An 18,452-nucleotide genomic window follows, 5' to 3' on the forward strand; every position below is an offset into this window, starting at 1 on the left:
CGATTACGGCAGAGGTAGATGAATGATGGCCCGGGCACCGGGCGCATCTTCGCGATTGACAAGCCGAATTTCACCCCCGTGGGCACGCGCGATCTGCTGCGCGAGAGCCAGGCCCACGCCGCTTCCTTTTGGCTTGGTGGTGTAGAACGGCACGAACAGGTTTTCGGCGTTCGCGATTCCCATTCCGCTATCTTCGATTCCGACTACAAGATCCGACTCCGCGATGCGCCAGCCGACTCGCACGGGCTTTGCTCCGTTGGCAAGCGAAGCGTCAACGGCGTTAGTGAGCAGGTTGATGAACATCTGCTCGAGCTGATCGGGGTCGGCGTTAAGGATGACCGCAGGCCCCGCATCGACCTGAACGGGCACACGCTGCTCGAGGAGTGCGACGCGTTCGAGAAGAGGGCCGGCTTGAATCTGCTTCAGATGCGGAGGCGGAAGCTGCGCGAGAAGGCGATAGGACTGAACAAAACGATGCAGCGCATCGGCGCGACTTTCGACGACGCCCAGACCGCGGCGGAAATCCCGAACGACATTCTCATCTGTGGAGATGCCTTCAGCGCGGGCAAGCAGGCTGCCAGCGATGGACTTGATGGGAGCGAGCGAGTTAGAGAGCTCGTGGCCGAGAACGCGAATGAGGCGCTTCCACGCGATCTGCTCTTCTTCCTGCAGCGGCTGGCTGACGTCGGCAAGCAGGAGGAGTGTGTGCGGAGCACCCTCCTGCCGGAAGAGAGCCTTGCGCAGCAGCCAGCGTGAGGGCTTGGCACCGAAGGAGTGGATGGACTGGTCGGCGGATGCGAGAAGCGTATCGAGACCGAGTTCGCGCGCGCTGTGACCGAAGCAGCGCGACAGCGGACGACCAAGCAGCTGCGCGCCGGCGTTATTGACGAGTTGAAGGGAGTTGTCGCGGTCAAACGCAAACAGCGGTGCGTGCATGACCTCGAGGATGCGCGCGAGAAGCGCGGTGGCCTCGAGCGAGCGGACGCGCTGCTTCTGGAGGAGGTCGGCGAGCGCGTTGATCTCGCCGGCGAGTTCGCCGAAGGCATCGGGCGTGCCGGCTCCGCGCGCGCGGAAGGAGTAGTCACCTTCGCGCAGGGAGGAGACCACGTTGGAGAGGGTTTGCAGCGGCCGCATCAGGCCTTCGACGAGCGATGCGGCGATCAGCAGGAGGTAGACGAGAAGGCAGAAGAGGAGAAGCAGGGTAGGCGCGGTGGTGACGTGCTGCTGCCAGAGCAGGATTCCCGCGAATAGGAACGTGGGCAGCGAGAGCAGAAAGCAAAAGAGCCACGCCCGGCGAATGGCCGAGGGGTTGCGTTTCCGCGCGCGCTTGTCATAGGCCATACTTTTCGATACGACGATACAGCGCGGCACGGCTCAAGCCAAGAGCTTCAGCAGCCTGCGAGATGTTGCCATCGCATCGGCGGAGGACTTTCCGTATGAGCAAAGCCTCTACCTCATCGATACTCATGTTCTCGAAATTAGGCGAGGAGGATTTCGCAGTGGCGATGGCCAGGTTGGCTGGCTCGATCTCTTCACCGCGGCAGAGGAGAACCGCTCGCTCCACGGTGTGTTCGAGCTCGCGAACATTGCCGGGCCAGGGGTACTGCATCATCTGCTGCATCGCCGCGGGCGAGAAGCCAGTGACCTGCTTGCGATAGCGCGAGCGATTGCGATTGAGAAAGTGCATCGCAAGGAGCGGGATGTCTTCGCGGCGCTCGCGGAGGGCGGGCAGATGAATTTCGACCGTGTTGATGCGGAAGAGCAGATCTTCGCGGAAGTTTCCCGCTTTGGATTCTTCGGGGAGGTTGGCGTTCGTTGCAGAGAGGACACGGACATCGACGCGGCGCGTTTGCGAAGAGCCGACGCGCTCGAGCTCGCCAGTCTCAAGGACGCGGAGGAGCTTGGCCTGCTGGCGCAGCGGGACGTTGGCGATTTCGTCGAGGAATAGCGTGCCGCCGTTGGCGAGTTCGAAGCGGCCGACGCGATCGGCGCGGGCATCGGTGAATGCGCCTTTGACGTGGCCGAAGATTTCGCTCTCGAATGTGCCTTCCGGGAGACCGCCGGCGTTGACGGCGACGAGCGGCATGCGCGCGCGCGGCGATGCCGCGTGGAGGAGCTTGGAGACGATCTCTTTACCGGTGCCGTGTTCGCCGGTGATGAGCACGTTGGCGTCGGATGGACCGACCTGGCTGATGAGTTCGAGCACCGGCTGCATGGATGGAGCTCCGGCGACGAAGTCTGGCATGCCTTCGGCGCGTAGGAGGCGGTTTTCAAGCTCGAGCTGGCGAGCGCGCCGCAGAGCCTGATGGAGCTCGGCGTGTACGCGGATGAGAGAGATGAGGCGCTCGTTTTCCCAGGGCTTCTGGATGAAGTCGCGAGCGCCGCGCTTGATGCTTTCGACGGCGAGGTCGATGTTGCCCCACGCCGTCATGACGATTACGGGCAGGCGAGGGTCGATTTCCTGAAGGCGCGCGAGCAGGTCGAGGCCTTCCTGCCCTGAGGTGGTGTCGCGCGTGTAGTTGAGATCGATAAGCAGGACGTCGTAGTCGCTCTGGCCGAGGGCTTCGAGGAGCAGCTGAGGAGAGCGTACGCACTCGACGTGAATGCCCTGCGGCGAGAGCAGAAGCTCCACGGCCTCGAGAATGTGTGGTTGATCGTCGGCGACTAGGACCCGAATTCGTTCTTTCTTCCGAGGCTCTGGCATTTAGTGATTGTCCGCCTCCACTACGCCGGACTTTGCATCTGCGATTGAGATTCCGTAGGACTCGAGCACGGAGCCTGTGGCCTGCTTGAGCTGAATGCGAGCCTTTTCGTAGGCGGTCTGCGCAGTAACAAGCGCGGACTCGGCGACGGACAGGTCGTGTTCAGAAGAGAGCGTCTGCTGATTTGAGCCTGCTCCGAGCTTCTGCTCCTTCTGCATGATATCGAGTGTGCGCTGGGCGAGGTCGCGCGCCTGCTTTGCTGCGGCGACGCGGCTGGCGCCCTGCTCGACTGCGTATCGGGCGTTGCGCACTTCGATGACGATGTTCTTTTTCAATTCTTCAGCGTACACCTGTGACTGGCGGTACTCGAGTTCGGTACGGTACTGGTCGGCCTTGGCCTGGCGGTTGCGAAGAGGCATCTGAAGCTGGAAGCCGACCTGGTACTCGGGAGACGAGGCATTGAGCGCGTTCTGAATGGTGCCGCCGTAGCCGCCGGGAGCAGAGGTGGATCCGCCGAACGCCGCGTTGGGAACGCCGCCGAATCCAGTACCGGAGTAGAAGCCGTAGACGTTCAGCTGCGGGAGCAGCGCGTTGCGTGCGGTTTTGCGGCTGAGTTCGCGGTTGCTGAGGTCAAGGGCCGATTCCTGAAGCTCGGTGCGGTTTTTCAGCGCATCTGTAATGCTCTGCTGAACGGGAACCGTTTCGGGTTGAATCTGCGCGGCGAGATGGTCGGTGGGAACAACAGGCATTTCCTGAAGGACGGGATCATCGAAGGATCGCGTGATCGCGTTCTTCATGTAGAGTTCCTGGAGCTCAAGATTGGTGCGGGCGACGGTGAGGTCCTGCTGGCGTGTTGCTAGTTCGCTCTCTGCCTTGAGGACGTCCATCTCGGGTATGGCCTGGAGTTCGAGCTGCTTGCGCGAGGTGTCGAGCGTTTCGGTTGCGAATGCGACGGAGCGCTCCCCGACCTGCTCGGTGTCGTAGGCGTTGACGAGATCCCAATAGATGTTGCAGATCTGCGAGACGGTGGCGATGATCTGCGCACGGAACGCGATGTTGCCGATTTTCTCGTTCGTCTTGGCGATCTTGAGGAAGCGGAGGTTCGGGCCGGTGCCGAAGCCGGCAAGCAATTGCTGGCTGAGGATGATTTGCAGGTTCGAGTAGAGCTGCGGATTCAGCGTGTTGTTGGGGCTGTTCGAAGTCTGGCGGTTGTTGTTGAAGTCAGTCTCGAAGTAGGTGCCGGTGGGAAAGAATTGCTGATAGCTGATGTTGGCGAGATTTTCGTTTTGTTTGTACGACGAGACTCCGTAAAGAGTCCGGTTTGTCAGTTGCTGCGAGTTGTGGTCGTTGTAGATCTTTCCCTGAATGAAGGGATCGAAGCTGGAGACCGCAGTACCAACGCCGAGGGCGGATTGCACAATACCGCCGGTCCCAGCGCCTGCGCCGCCCGTTCCGGTGCTGGTGCCGCCGGCGCCGCTGCCCGCGCCTGTACCGCTGGTGGCGCCGCCAGGAGTTCCGGAGACGACGCCTGTGTTGACGCCGCGCGCAAAGCCGCCGGCCTTGGTGCGGAGGATGTCCATCTGGGCGATGGGGAGGTTATAGCGCGCGATGACGAGGTCGAGGTTGTTTTCGAGCGCGAGGTCGATGGCGTCGCGCAGAGAAAGGTAGAGCTTGCCGTCGCGGGTGAGGGAGCCAAGGCGCGGTGAGTTGGCGAGGCTGGGAGGCGCGACGATTTTGCCGCGGTAGGCGTCGAAGGGGTTGTACGACGTGCGCAGCATGGCGTCGAAAGGAACCTGCGCGCCGGTCTGCAAGGTTCCTGCGGCTTGGGCCGGCGTGGCTTGCTGCTGCGGAGTCGTGTCAGGCTGCGAGGGCGTGCTCGGGCTTTGCTCCGGCTGTGGGGCGGGAGTTGTCTGTTGCTGCGCGGCAGGCGCTTGTGGTGCTGGAGCTGCGGGCTCCTGAGCGACGGCCATATTGAAGTTGAGCAGCACGACGGCTGCGCCCGCGACGAGGCGAGTGCGCATGGGGGTGGCCGGGATTTCGGTTGATGCTTTCACCTGGGTGTCCTTCACTGTGCAGCAACCTCCGTGGGCAGCGGCTGCGGAGCTTCGTCGCGCGTTACCCAGCCGTCGCGGAGCTCGATGACGCGCTTGGAGTAGCGGGCGTTTTCTTCTGAGTGCGTGACCTGCACGATGGTGGTGCCGGCCTTGTTGAGCTCGACGAAGAGGTCCATGATTTCGCGGGCCTGGGTTGAGTGCAGATTGCCGGTGGGCTCGTCTGCAAGAAGCAGCGAGGGCGCGTGAACGACGGCGCGCGCGATGCCAACGAGCTGCTGCTGGCCGCCGGAGAGCTGGTTCGGGAAGAGGTCTTTCTTGGCGACGATCTGAAAGCGATCGAGGATGTCCGCGACCATGCCGCCGCGATCCTTCGACGGAAGGTTCTTGTAGGAGAGTGGGAGGTCGATGTTCTCTGCCACGGTGAGATCGTCGAGCAGGTGATAGCTCTGGAAGACCATGCCGATGCGCTGGCGCGCGAGGTCGGCGCGCTGTTTGCGATTGAGCGAGTGCACGGGCGTGGAGGCGAACCAGTACTCGCCGACCCAACTGTCGTCGAGCAGAGCGAGGACGTTGAGGAGGGAGGACTTCCCTGCTCCGGACGGGCCCATGATGGTGACGAACTCGCCCTCGCGAATGGTGAGATTGATGCGGCGCAGCACCCAGGTTTCGGTGTGGCCGGTCTTGTAGCTGCGTTCTACATTCTTCAGATCAATCATGCTGTTATTACTCCGATCTCAAAAGGCAACGACTTCTATTCGGTTCTCAAGGCCTGCATGGGTTCAACGGCTGCGGCGCGGCGCGCGGGCATAGCGGCCGCAATGGAGAGCATCAGGATGGTCAAGAAAACTGCCGCCACCAGCGTGAGCGGATCGAAGGTGGTGACGCCGAACAACTGCGACTGGAAGAGGCGCGCCAGCGCGACGACGGCAGGAAGCGCGATAACAGAAGCAATGCCGGCAATCAGGGCCATCTCGCGGACGACGAGCATCACGATGACCGAACGCGGCGAGCCGAGGGCAAGGCGAACGCCGATCTCGCGCGTGCGCTGTTCGGTGGAGTAGGCGAGCACACCGTAGAGGCCGACAGCAGCAAGAATCAGAGCGAGAGAGGCGAATCCGATGGCGAGAAATGCGAGCGCACGCTCGTCGGATGTGCTGTTGTCGATCTGAGCTTCCATGGTGCGCAGGTTGTCGACGACGAGCGTGGAGTCGAGCTGGCGCATGGTCTGGCGAATGGCCGGCTGGATGGTTTCTGGAGCCCGGGCAGTGCGCAGATAGATCATGAGACCGGTGGGATGCTTCTGCTGCAGATAAGGCATATAGACCGCGGGGCCCAGCTTGGTGCGGAGGTCGGTGTGCTTGGTATCGCCCACGACACCGACGACCGTGATGTCGTACTTGATGTCGTTGCCCGATCCCTCTGCGATCTGGCGGCCGATGGCGTTCTGCGGAGTGCCGAAGAAGCGCTTCACGAACGCCATGTTGACGACGGCGACTTTGGGCTGGCCTTTGGTGTCAGCGGGCGTGAATTCGCGACCGGCTAGAAGAGGTTGTCCGATGGTGGCGAAGTAAGCCGGCGTGATGCGCGGCTCTTCGAAGTTCATCTTCTCGTCTTCAGCAGCCTTGTAGCCCTGGATGGAGTAGTTGGAGGTTTCGGAGTCGCCGACGAGCTCGGGGTCGTTGTTGCCGGCCACTGAGGTGACGCCGGGAATCTGGCTCAGGGCCGCGATGGAGGTCTTTACGATCTCGACGGAGCGATCTTCTCCATAACCGGAGTCGCTGGGGCTGAGCTGGAATTCGACAAGATGGTCGGTGCGGAAGCCGACTTGTTCGTGACGGAGGTTGTTGAGGGTTCGCACGAAAAGTCCGGCGCCGCCGAGGAGCAGGACGCTGAGCGCGATTTGCGCGCCGACGGCGAGCTTGCGGAAACGCTGCGAGTCTTTGGAGAGCGTTCCGCTGTTCTGGCGGAGCGAGTTCGTCAGATCGGGCTTGAGGAAATGGAATACCGGGGCAATGCTGAAGAAGAGTGTGGCGACGACTGAGATGCCCAGCGTGAAGAGGAGGACGCGGGTGTCGACAGAAGCGGAGTAGGGTTCGGCGCCGGGATCGGAGTTCGTGATGATGCGGACGAGGACGCGCGCGACGACCGGAGCGAGGAAGAGACCTGCGACGGAGCCGAGCAGACCGAGGAGGCCGCCCTCGATCATGAGCTGCGAGATGATGCGGCCGCGGCGCGCGCCCAGAGCGTAGCGCATGGACATCTCGCGCGCACGGTTGGCGGCGCGCAGCAGCAGGAGCGTCGCGACATTCACTGCGCAGAGCAGGACGAGCATGCCGGCCATGCCCATGAGGATGGCGAGGGGTTTCTGCAGGTTGAGGCGGTCGGGATTGAAGCCGCGCGAGTCGTCGATAACCTTGAGGCGCGACGTGTCGAGGAAGTTATGTTTGAAGCGCTCGGAGTGGTTCTTGTAAAGCGTGAGTTCGTAGGCACGCAAAGAGTGCCAGAGCGGCTGGAGGCTTGCCTCGGCAGCAGGCATCGTGACTCCGGGCTTGAGGCGAGCGACGAGCGTGAGAAATGCGGACTGGTGATTGTTGAGGTCGTCGAGCGGCGTACGCCAGGGTATGGCAACGGAGACCATGCTGACTGGGATGAAGAGGTTGGGCTTGTAACCGCCGATCGCGGAGTCGAAGTTGGCCGGCGCGACTCCGAGGATGGTGAGGGTCTGCCCGTTGACGAGGATGGTTTGCCCGACGATATCGCGGGCTGAGCCGAGGTGAGTACGCCAGAAGTTGTAGCTGACGACGGTGACGGGGTTCGCGTTCTTCTGCGTGTCGTCCTGCGAGGTGAAGAGGCGGCCAAGTGCGGGCTGAAGGCCGAGCACCTGGAAGTAGTTGCCGCTTACGATTTCAGCCTCGTCGTTTTCAGCCTGATTGTGCCAGGAGATGCCGACCTGTGCTTTATCTGCCGCGAGTACGCCATCGAAGACCTGGTTGTGATCGCGCAGCTCTTTGTATGCAGGATAAGAGAAGTAGTTGTCGGAGTCTCCGCCGAAGCTGCTCATGGAACCGGAGAAGCCGCCGGTCCACTGGAAGCGGACCAGGCTCTCAGGCTGGCGCACGGGGAGCATGCGGAGGAGCACCTGGTCGAACATGGTGAACACGGCCGCATTGGCGCCGATGCCCAGCGCGAGAGTGAGGATCACGGTGAGCGTAAAGCCAGGCGACTTGCGCAGCTGGCGCAGTGCGTAGCGAAGATCCTGGGACAACGAATTCATCTCGACCTCTCCTACTCGATTCGCAATGCGCGCATCGGTTCAATGGTGGCAGCCCGGCGAGCGGGAACGAGCACAGCAACCGCAGCACACAGGGCAAGGACCAGCGATGCCGCGCTGATGGAGAGCGGATCGTACGCGCCGACTCCATAGAGCTGGCTGGCCATGAGGTGTCCTGCAAGCAAAGCGGCGGGGATGCCGAGCGCGAATCCGACGATGACCTGAACGAGCGCGCTGCGAAAGACCATGGCAACCACGCTGGTTCGCGTTGCGCCGAGCGCCATGCGGACTCCGATCTCGCTGGTGCGGCGAGCGACGAAGTACGACATGACACCGTAGAGCCCGACGGAAGCGAGGATCAATGCGATGACGCCGAACAGGGTGGTGAGCCGGGAGAGCAGGCGATCCTGCGTGAAGTTGTCGGCGACCTGTGCGTCGAATGTGCCGACGCGCGTGATGGTCAGGTTGGGATCGATGGAGCGCAGGGTGCGTCTTGCGAGCTCTTCGATTTGCTGCTGCGGGTGGTTGAAGCTCAGGATGATGGAATCGGGATACATGGATCGCGATTCGCCGGTGATGATCTGCTTTTCTTTGAAGCCGTTGAACTGCTGCGTCATGGGACGCAGGAAGACGCGGCGCGGGACTTCGCGCGGGCTGTTGATCTTGAAATCGGCGAAGACGCCGACGATTTCGAATGCGCCGCCGTATTCAACGGAGCCGACGCCGAAGTGCTTGCCGATGGGGTCCTCGTTGGGGAAGAAGCGCTTGACGAACGCCTGGTTGACGATTGCGATGGGCTGAGTGGCGGCGGTGTCCTGATCGCTGATGTTGCGTCCGTGCACCACGGAGACGCCGATCGCATCTAGGAACCCGGGAGTGACGCGATCCCACGTGGACCAGCTTGCGTCATTGGGTTTCGGTGCGGCATGGCCCTGAACGAAGACTCCCTCACTCCAGTTGTTGCCGTCGAGCGGCGGATAGAGCGCGAGGGCCACGTGCGTAACGCCAGGAAGAGCCGAGAAGCGATTCTGGATCTCTCGATTCATCTCGGGGAGGCGCGGAATGGTGTACCCCGCACCAGCGGGATCGAAGTGGACCACGTAGCGATTCGCGGTCTGGACGCCAAAGTTCTGGTGCTCGAGATTGCCAAGACTGCGCGTCATCAGGATTGCGGCGGAGATGAGAACGACGGAGAGCATGGCCTGGACGACCACGAGGGCCTTTTGAGGCAGGCTGGAGCTGTCGCGGGTTGATCGATTGACTCCGCGCAACGCCTCCGCCGGCTGCGCGTGGGACGACATCCACGCGGGGGCGATTGCGAAGAGCAGTCCAGTGATCAAAGAGACAGTGAACGCGAAGGCGAGAACGATGAAAGACGGGGTGGCATCGATCGCCATGTGCTCTGAAGCCGGGAAGGCGAGCGAGAGGATCATGCGAGAACCGAGATAGGCGACAGCAATGCCGGCGAGACCTCCGCAGCATGCGAGAAGTACGCTCTCGGTGATCATCTGCGAAACGAGCCGGGTGCGGGCCGCGCCCATGGACATGCGGATGGCGATTTCGCCGCGACGTGTGGTGGTGCGCGCGAGAAGCAGATTTGCGATGTTGGCGCAGGCGATGAGGAGCACGACTGTGGCCAGGATCATGAGCATGCGGATGCCGCGGCCGGTTTCGATCTGCAGGTTCTGGATGCCGCCGCCTGCGGGCGAGAGCACGACGTGCTGCTTGGCAATCTCAGACTGCGCGCCGAATGCGACGTAGATGGGCCGCGTATTGAGGAACTGGCGAAGGCTCGTGGACAGTTTGGAAGTGAGGGCAGGAATGCTGGTTCCGGGACGAACGCGGCCGATGGGATAGAGCCAGTTCTGATCGCCGTTGTGCAGGATGGAGTTCGCGCCTTCGACGAGCGGCTCGTTGTTGATGGGGATCCAAATCGCGGGGGGATTGTTGGAGACGCGATCACCGAAGAAGCCGGGCGGCGCTATGCCGGCGACTGTGAATGGATGAGTTTGAATGAAGACGGTTGAACCGACGACACTGGGGTCGCCGCCGAAGTCTCCCTGCCAGGACGCATAGCTTAGGACAAGTACCGGTGCTGCGCCGGGCTGATCGTCTGCCGCGGAGAAGACGCGGCCCATGTACGGGCCGATGCCGAAGGTGGTGAAGAAATTGCCGGTGACATACTCGGTGCGCAGATTTTTGGTGTCCTGCTCGCCGCGGCGAACGTAGGCGGAATTCTGTCCAGACTGGACTGCGGCGAGTTGTTCGAACTCAGGCGCCGTGTCGCGCAGCTGGCGATAGAGATCGTAAGAGAAGATGGCGAAGTCGCCGTTGTCGTTCTGGAATCCGCCATCGACGCAGCAGTCGTCTGTGTCGCCGATGCGGTAGAGCTGCCTGGGATCGTTGACGGGGAGGCGGCGGAGAAGGATTTGCTGCACCAGCGTGAAGATGGCGGTATTGGCGCCTATGCCGAGGGCTAACGTGACGATCGCGGTGAAGGTGAAGCCTGGGGATTTGCGCAACTGGCGCAGCGCGTAGCGAACGTCCTGCAGCGTGTTGTGGATGAAACGACTCATTCCGATTCAACTCCGGGGAAGATTGGCCTGGATCGATCGCGTGCAAAACTACTCGGTTCGCAATGCCTGCATTGGCTCGATGCCGGCTGCACGCCGCGCGGGTGCGACGCCGGCCAGCAGGACGGTAAGGATCAGCGCAACTGCCGCAAGAGAAAAGCTGATGGGATCAAATGGAGCAACGTTGAAGAGCATGGAGCGCAAGAGGCGCACTCCGGCGATGGATCCTGCGCCGCCGACGATGAGGCCGACGAGAATGACGCTCGCGGAGCCTTGCAGAACCAGGCGGAAGATCCCGCTGCGCGAAGAGCCCAGCGCCATGCGGACAGCGAACTCGCGATTGCGTTCAATAACGGAGTAGGCCATTACGGCGTAGAGGCCCATCATCGCGACGAGAACGCTGCAGAGGGCGTAGACGCCGAGCAGTTCGGCGGGGATGCGGGAGATCTGATATTGCTGGCCGGTGACGTCGTCGAGGGTGCGGAGTTGCTCGATGGGAAGGAACGGATCGAGCGCTGCGACAGTTCGGCGAAGCTGGCCTGGGAGTCCGGCGGCGGCATTCTGCGCGTGGACTGCGACGATGGCGTAGCCGTATCCCGATTTGCCCTGCAGCATGGGAAGAAAGACGAGAGGATCGTGATCGGTGTTGTCAGGGCTGTGATAGGCAAACTCGGGCGCGATGCCGATGATCTGGCGGGGGAGCTTGTCGATCACGATGGTGCTGCCGATCGCGTTGCCTCTGGGCCAGTAGCGCTGGGCCATCACGGTGTTCACGATCGCGACCTTGGGAGAATTCTCGTTATCGGAAGCGGCGAAATCGCGTCCTTGCTGAAGCACTATGCCCATGGTCCGGAAGAAATCCGGACCGTCGAAGTCCGCTACCACCTGAGTATCTTCGCCCTTAGCGGGAACGTGGCCCGGCACGCTGAAATCACGCGTGTTGCCGGAGCCCCAGTCTCCCATGGGCAGGTGCGAGGCCACCGTGGCCGATGTGACGCCCGGCGACGTGCGAAGACGGTCGAGAAGAGTCGTCAAGAAGATGCGAGCGCGGTTGTCATCGTACCCGGAACGAGAGAGATCGACGATTGCCGTAATGGTATTGCTGCGGTCGAATCCCACCGGGCGATTGAAAATGTTGAGTGCCGTACGCGTCAGCAATCCGCAGCAGGCGAGGACAATAAAGCAAACCCCAAGCTGAATGCCCAGCAGGATGCGCTGTCCGTAACGCTTGCGGCTCGCTCCAGCAACCGATGTGGCACCCTCGTGCAGGGCCTCGCGCTGCGAGACACGCAACGACTGGCGGATGGGATACATGCCACAGACGAGCGTGATGACGATCGCGAGTGAGGCGACGAAGAGCGTGATGCGGTAGTCGCTGTGCAGATTGAAGGCAAGCGAGAAACCAAGATTCGGCAGGAGAGCGTAAACCGAGCGGGAAATGACGATGCTTGCGGCCCATCCGGCCAGAGCGCCGGTGAGGGCGAGCAGGCCCGTTTCAACGAGCACCTGGCGGGCGATGCGGGCGGGCTTCGCGCCGAGAGCGGTGCGGATCGCAACTTCGCGGCGGCGACGGGCAGCATGCTGGCCGAGGAGCGACGCGATGTTGATGCAGACCAGAAGCATCAGAAGACATGAGGCGCCGAACAGAACGGGCAGCTCATAGCCGACGACGCCAAAAAAGCCCTTCTGCATATGCGACGAGTCGTCGAGGTTCAAATCCCAGCTGTTGTACTGATCGTTGTGCTGGGCAAGCGCAAAGGAACGGGCGAGCGTATGCAGTTCCGCTTCGGCGCTCTTGTCGCTTACGCCTGGGCGCACGCGTACGACGACCTGGAGTCCCTGATGCAGGAGCGGATCTGCAGGAGCATCGGCCGAGAGATCGCGTCCGGCTGAGAGCGGGACCCAGGCTTGCTCGGCGATGCCGCCATAGATACCGGCGAATTCGCGCGGCGCTACACCGACAACGGTGAATGCGTGTTTGTTGATGGAGATGACGCGACCGGCAAGCGAGGGGTCTGCGTTGAACCGGTCGCGCCACAAGCCGTCAGAGAGGACAATCGCGTCCATCGAGCCATACGCGCGGTCGTTCGCGTTGGGAGCGAAGAACGTTCCAATCTCAGGCTTGAGTCCGAGGAGCTGGAAGTAGTTCGCCGAGACGATTCCGCCGTTGATCGCCTGCGGCTGGGTGTTGGGGAGGGCCAGGTTGAGTGTTGTGAACTCGAAGGCAGCCGCTTCGCTGAAGGAGCGCGACTGCTGACGAATGAACTGCAGCTGGTCGTAGTGGACGGAGTATCCATTGCTGCCTAGCACCGTGGCGGAGATGAAGCGCAGTGATCGCGCATCCCTGACCTGCGGCCAAGGATTGAACAGGACTGCATTGGTCCACGTGGCAACCGTGGTGAGGCCGCCGATGCCCAGCGCAAGCGTGAGCACCGCCGTAAGCGTGAAGCCAGGCGACATGCGCAGCTGGCGTACCGCATAACGCAAGTCCTGGCCGAACACTTTACGCCTCCACTTCTGCAGTGAGCTTCTTCAGCTCGTCCTCAGAGACGACCTTGCCGTCGAACAGGTGCACCTCGCGCTCGGCATGCTTGGCGAAACGCGGATCATGCGTCACCATGCAGATGGTGGAGCCTTCGCGGTGCAGGTCGGCGAGCAGATGCATCACGGCTTCGCCGTTTTTCGAATCGAGGTTTCCGGTAGGCTCATCGGCCAGCAGGATCGAGGGCGAACCGGCGAGCGCGCGGGCCACGGCGACGCGCTGCTGCTGACCGCCGGAGAGCTGCGCGGGATAGTGCCGCATGCGGTGCGCCATGTTGACCCGCTCGAGCGCTTCCTTGACGCGCTTCTTGCGCTCCGCGGAGGGCATGCCGGCGCGATAGGTGAGGGGCAGCTCGACATTCTCTTCGACCGTGAGATCGCCGATCAGGTTGAAGCTCTGGAAGATGAACCCGATCTCCTGGTTGCGAATGCGCGAGCGTTCGCCGAAGCTGAGATTCTCGACAGGCTTGTTGTTGAGCAGGTATTTTCCGCCGGTCGGTGTATCGAGCAGACCGAGGATCGACAGCAGCGTCGATTTGCCGCAGCCCGACGGGCCTGACATGGCCACGTACTCTCCACGCGAAATGGTGAGGTGAATACCGGAGAGCGCGTGGGTCTCCACTTCATCGGTGTAGAAGACCTTGGTGAGATCTTCAATTTCAATCAGCTTATCGTTTGCCATCCAATCCCCCTCGTGTGTGAGTTGTCAGTGATCAGTTTTCAGTGATCAGAAGACGTACGTGCCTGATTGCTGAACTGTTCCTGAAATCGATTCGCCTGTTACTCGAGGCGAATGCGATCGACGTTGTCGTAGCGCGACATGTCAGAAAGGATGACGGTGTCGCCTTCATTCAGTCCTTCAATTACTTGGATCTCGTTTACCGATGCGCGGCCCACCTTTACCTGAACGCGAACGGCGCCTTTGTGGTCAGGCGATTCCTTGAAGAGGCTCAGAGTTGAGTTCTCATTGCCCAGCGCCGGACGACCTACCTTGAGAACGTCATGCAGTTTCTCGAGATCGATCGTGCCGTCCACACTCAGGTTCGGAACCGCTCCCGGTGGAAGAGCTCCATCCAGTTGTACGTCAACGGTACGCGTTCCGTTCACAACTGCCGGATCGATTCGAGTGACGTGGCCCGGAATGACGCCGTTGTGCGTGTCGACTGAGGCAGGAAGACCGACGGAGATATCGCGCGCCTGGGTTTCAGCGATTTGCAGTGCGGCCTTGAGCTTGTCCTGCTGAATGACTTCGGCAACTGAGGTTCCGGCGAGGACGTGCTGGCCCACCTGAACGGGCGTGGCCAGAGGAGCAACGACACCGGCGATTCCGGCTTTGACCTGGAGAGCGCCGGACTGCTTCTGATAGAGGGCGAGCAGTGCCTTGGCCTGATCGATTTTGGTTTGCGCGGAGGAAAGCTGGACCTCGATGTTCTTCTCGTTGAGCTCGAGATTCTGCAGACTGAGCTTGTGCTGCGCGCCAAGCTGATCGGCGGTGCTCTTCGACTTCTCGTAGGCGACGCCTGAGATCACGCCGAGCTTGTTGAGCTGCTCGTCGATCTTGGCCTGACGCTCGTCGGTGCTGGCGTCAGTGGCCACCTGCGCGGCCGCGATCTTCTTCTCCATCAGGGTGCTTTGGAGGGTGGCCTGCTTGTCCTTGTAGTCGGCCTCGGCGGCTTTGACCTGAAGTTGAGCGTCTTGAAGCTTCTGCTCGACTTCGGGAGCGACCATGTCCATGAGGATGGTGTCGGGCTTGACGATCGTTCCGGGAAGGACGCGGATGCGGACGACTGTGGCGTCGGTGAGAGCAGGAATGAGTTCGATAGAGTCTTCACGCGGCACCAGGAGGCCGGTGGAGCCGCGGACCTGGCGGATCATGTCGCCGCGCTTTACGGTGTCTGGCCATACGGTTGAAGCATCGACGACGGGAGCCGCCGGCTTGAGCCGGGAAACCAGAACCACCGCGACCGTAAGAACCACCACCCCGATGCCGGCCCAAACGATGAGGCGGCGCTGCTTTTGCTTCTTCAAATCTGGCCGTGCGATATCCATCACGGGGAGGAGATTGCACTTGCCGTGCCAAAACGAAGGCTCGTTGGGACACTCGAAACAAAAGGCTTATGAGGGGTAAGGCTTTGATGAAAAGGGGCTTGATGTGACCGGTGAGTGACCGCACTGTTCGATATCGGACAGTGAAAGACGGGAAGGATGCGGCCGTCCGGGGGAAGACGGCCGCAGGCGACGCCTGTTATTTGACGGTGATGTCGCGGGTGGCTGTCACCTTGGTTCCCGCTGTATTGCGCGCGACAAAGGTGAGGTGATAGGAGCCGGCTGCGAGCGAAACGGACTGATTCATGACGCCGCTGTTGTCCACACTGGCCAGCTTGGTGCTGCCCGACCACAGTTCGAAGCGGTAGACTCCGCCGCTTACCGTTGCCGCTGCATTGACCTGCACCGGGGAGGAGACGCTGGCGTTTTCTGCAGGCGAGCAGACGTTGACGCCATTGCCGGAAGGGGCTGAACACGACGTTGAGGTACGGCTGACAACGATCATGTTGAGGGGATTCGTGATGGAGTACGAGGAGTTCTGGGTGACGGACGTTGAGGTCACCGTGAAGACGTAGATCTTATTCAAAGAGCGGGAGATTGCATAGAGGTGGTTGCTGCTGTCCCAGGCTGCATCGTCAATCGGCGTACCCGTGAGAATCTTCTTAAAGAGGGTCAGAGGAGAGGCGCCGTTGAAGTTGTATATCTCGATCCCGTTTCCTGCGCCACCAACCCCGTCCCCCGCATTCGCATAGAGCGCAAACATTTTTCCATCCTTAGAAAAGGTGGAGAAGGGTCCGGAAAGCGCTGACGTCGGCATGTTGCTGGAGGTGTTGGTTGTAGAAAGATTTCCGTTCGAATCGACTGTGTAGCTTCCTAGTTGAGGCGGATTGGAATCGTTGGGATAGAGCTGAAGGACGACGTAGTTTCCGGTCGGAGAAGCGTCAGGATGGCGCGCCGTATACTGACCAGCACCACCATCGAGGGTAGGGAAATTCTGCCCCAGGTTACTCAGGGTCTGAAGAGTGCCCGAACTCTCACGCATGAAGCCGATCGTTGAGTTGTTATGGCCCGAGAACTCGTCGGCATAGGCAAACGTGTCGGTTCCGAGGATCGATGGACTGGTCGTACCGGCTCCACTCCCGACGCTAACTTCGGTGTCGCCTACGAATGTGAGAGTACCGCCGCTGTTGGCCTTGTAGGTCTGATACGCCGTGCAGGTGCCATCGCCGCCGTTCCATAACAGGACATAGACGTACTGCCCACTATGGTCGAGAACGCCGCCATTCAGACCACTCGTTCCGTATCCGCAAAAGCCACCCGCATAGTTGAATAGCGGGATCTGCGATACCTGCGCACCGATGGCTCCGTTTGATCCGACGGCATAGGCGTGAAGTGTGGTCTTGCCGAGCGTGAAGAACTGCGACTTGTTGCTGCCGATGATTGCGGTGCCGGGCTTGAAGGGCGAGCCTGAAATTGCGGTGAGCTGGCCGCTGGATGAGGCGCTGTAGCCATAGACGGGTCCGTTCGATGCAGTCGATTGCACATAGATATAGGCCGACTGAGCCTGGGTTGGGGGAGCGGCGAGGAGCGCTGAGACGAGCACAAAGGAACTGGCAACGCCGAGATTCCTGACCGATGGCATCATGGAGAGTCTCCTGTATGTATTGGCCGCTTTTCAGGGTCTTCTGGGGAAGGAGGTGCACGAGTAAAAGGGGCCAACCTGGCCTACCGGCGAGCGGACGTACACCCGGAGAAGCTGAACTACTTAGAACCGGAACGTGGTTGGGCCGTTGTCCTCGGCTGTGGGGTTACTCCATGACAATTCGGTAATGTCGCAGGCTTTACTCCGCTAGGGGAGTTCCACGGCCAGCGCCACTGCGCTCCCACCGCCGAGGCAGAGCGACGCAATTCCTCGTTTTGCGCCGCGGTCTGCCATGGCATAGATGAGCTTGACGAGGACTGCGGCGCCGCTGGCGCCTATGGGATGTCCCATGGCGACGGCACCGCCGTAGACATTGACCTTCCCCTGATCGAGGCCGAGATCGTGGATGACAGCGAGCGCCTGAACGCTGAAGGCCTCGTTCAATTCGAACAGGTCGATGGAAGCGAGAGACCATCCGGCCTTCGCGACGACTTTGCGAATGGCGTCGATCGGCGCGAGAGAAAACCACTCGGGCTCGCGACCGGCGCCGGCCTGCGCACGGATCACTACAAGGGGCTGGCGGCCCAGTTCCCTTGCCTTCTCGGCGGTGGTGACGACGAGGGCGGCGGCGCCATCGCTGATGCCTGGGGCGTTACCGGCTGTTATCGTGCCACCCTGCTTGAATGCGGGCTTGAGTTTGGCGAGCACCTGAACGGTGGTGTCGGGGCGAATGGCTTCGTCGGAATCGAAGGCGCGGGGGGCTTCGCCTTTCTTTGCGGGAGGCACCTCGACGGGCAGGATCTGCGCGCGGAAGCGGGCCTCGGCAGTGGCTGCTGCCGCACGGCGATGCGACTCTGCGGCGAAGGCGTCCTGCTCTTCGCGGCTGATGTTGTACTTCTCCGCGACCATCTCAGCGGCTCCGCCCATGTGGAACTGGTTGTAGACGTCCCAAAGGCCGTCATGGATCATGACGTCGATGAGGTTGCCGTTGCCCATGCGATAGCCGGAGCGCGCCTGCTGGAGGAGGTAAGGCGCGTTAGACATGGACTCCATGCCGCCGGCGACGACGATTTCAGAATCGCCGGTCTGAATGGCCTGTGCTGCGAGGGAGACGGCGCGGAGTCCGGAGCCGCAGACCTGATTGACGGTGAGGGCTCCGACGCTGGGCGGGAGACCTCCGCGGATAACGGCCTGGCGCGCGGGGCTCTGGCCGAGCCCGGCCTGCAGGACACAGCCCATGATGCAGTCGTCCACACTGGCGGGGTCCACACCGGCACGCTTTACCGCTTCGCTGACCACCAGCGCCCCGAGTTGGGGCGAGGTGTAGGACTGCAGAGAGCCCTGAAATTTGCCGATTGGCGTGCGAACTGCCGATAGGATGACTGCCTCTGTCATTTGAAGCTCCCGTGACATAAGAAATCATACGTGGTTCGTCATCTGATCGGATTCCAGCGAGGGTGAAGCGGCTGCCTGTTAAGGAGCTGCGTAAACGGTACCAACGTGGGGACGGCGAGCGTTTATTGCGGGCCTTTGGCTGATTGCGACCCATAGAATATGGGGCATCCGGAACGTCAATTTCATCGTCGGAAAAGGCTTTGCCACAATCAATCTCACTGGAAACAC

General features: G+C 61.4%; 11 protein-coding genes. All 11 read right to left on the minus strand.

Features of this window, described 5'->3' with window-relative positions; all coding sequences use genetic code 11:
- Positions 1-3: 3 nt before the first annotated feature.
- Positions 4-1,341, minus strand: coding sequence for a sensor histidine kinase (locus DHV10_RS14310; protein ID WP_109487034.1), 1,338 nt, complete (start codon positions 1,339-1,341; stop codon positions 4-6).
- Positions 1,331-2,704 (minus strand): sigma-54-dependent transcriptional regulator, encoded by a 1,374-nt coding sequence (locus DHV10_RS14315; protein WP_109487035.1) that lies wholly within the window; start codon positions 2,702-2,704, stop codon positions 1,331-1,333. Before DHV10_RS14315 ends, DHV10_RS14310 begins: the two co-directional genes overlap by 11 nt.
- Positions 2,705-4,771, minus strand: coding sequence for a TolC family protein (locus tag DHV10_RS14320; RefSeq protein WP_239461667.1), 2,067 nt, complete (start codon positions 4,769-4,771; stop codon positions 2,705-2,707).
- Positions 4,768-5,472, minus strand: a complete 705-nt coding sequence (locus tag DHV10_RS14325; RefSeq protein WP_109487036.1) for an ABC transporter ATP-binding protein — start codon at positions 5,470-5,472, stop codon at positions 4,768-4,770. The genes DHV10_RS14320 and DHV10_RS14325 overlap by 4 nt, the downstream gene beginning before the upstream one ends.
- Positions 5,473-5,507: 35 nt before the next feature.
- Positions 5,508-8,030, minus strand: a complete 2,523-nt coding sequence (locus tag DHV10_RS14330; RefSeq protein WP_109487037.1) for an ABC transporter permease — start codon at positions 8,028-8,030, stop codon at positions 5,508-5,510.
- A gap of 11 nt (positions 8,031-8,041) precedes the next feature.
- Positions 8,042-10,603, minus strand: a complete 2,562-nt coding sequence (locus DHV10_RS14335; RefSeq protein WP_239461670.1) for an ABC transporter permease — start codon at positions 10,601-10,603, stop codon at positions 8,042-8,044.
- A gap of 48 nt (positions 10,604-10,651) precedes the next feature.
- On the minus strand, positions 10,652-13,102 hold the full coding sequence (locus DHV10_RS14340) for an ABC transporter permease (RefSeq protein WP_109487038.1): 2,451 nt from the start codon (positions 13,100-13,102) through the stop codon (positions 10,652-10,654).
- 1 nt (position 13,103) lies between these two features.
- A complete protein-coding gene (locus tag DHV10_RS14345) occupies positions 13,104-13,823 on the minus strand; it encodes an ABC transporter ATP-binding protein (protein ID WP_109487039.1) in 720 nt (239 codons plus the stop codon).
- 98 nt (positions 13,824-13,921) lie between these two features.
- Entirely contained in the window at positions 13,922-15,169 is a 1,248-nt protein-coding gene (locus tag DHV10_RS14350; protein ID WP_338042608.1) for an efflux RND transporter periplasmic adaptor subunit, read from the minus strand.
- Between the two features lie 217 nt (positions 15,170-15,386).
- A complete protein-coding gene (locus tag DHV10_RS14355) occupies positions 15,387-16,832 on the minus strand; it encodes a hypothetical protein (RefSeq protein ID WP_109487041.1) in 1,446 nt (481 codons plus the stop codon).
- 204 nt (positions 16,833-17,036) lie between these two features.
- Complete coding sequence (locus DHV10_RS14360) at positions 17,037-18,224, minus strand: thiolase family protein (RefSeq protein ID WP_109487042.1); 1,188 nt, start codon at positions 18,222-18,224, stop codon at positions 17,037-17,039.
- Positions 18,225-18,452 lie beyond the last annotated feature (228 nt).

This window comes from Occallatibacter savannae (assembly GCF_003131205.1).
Taxonomy (GTDB): domain Bacteria; phylum Acidobacteriota; class Terriglobia; order Terriglobales; family Acidobacteriaceae; genus Telmatobacter; species Telmatobacter savannae.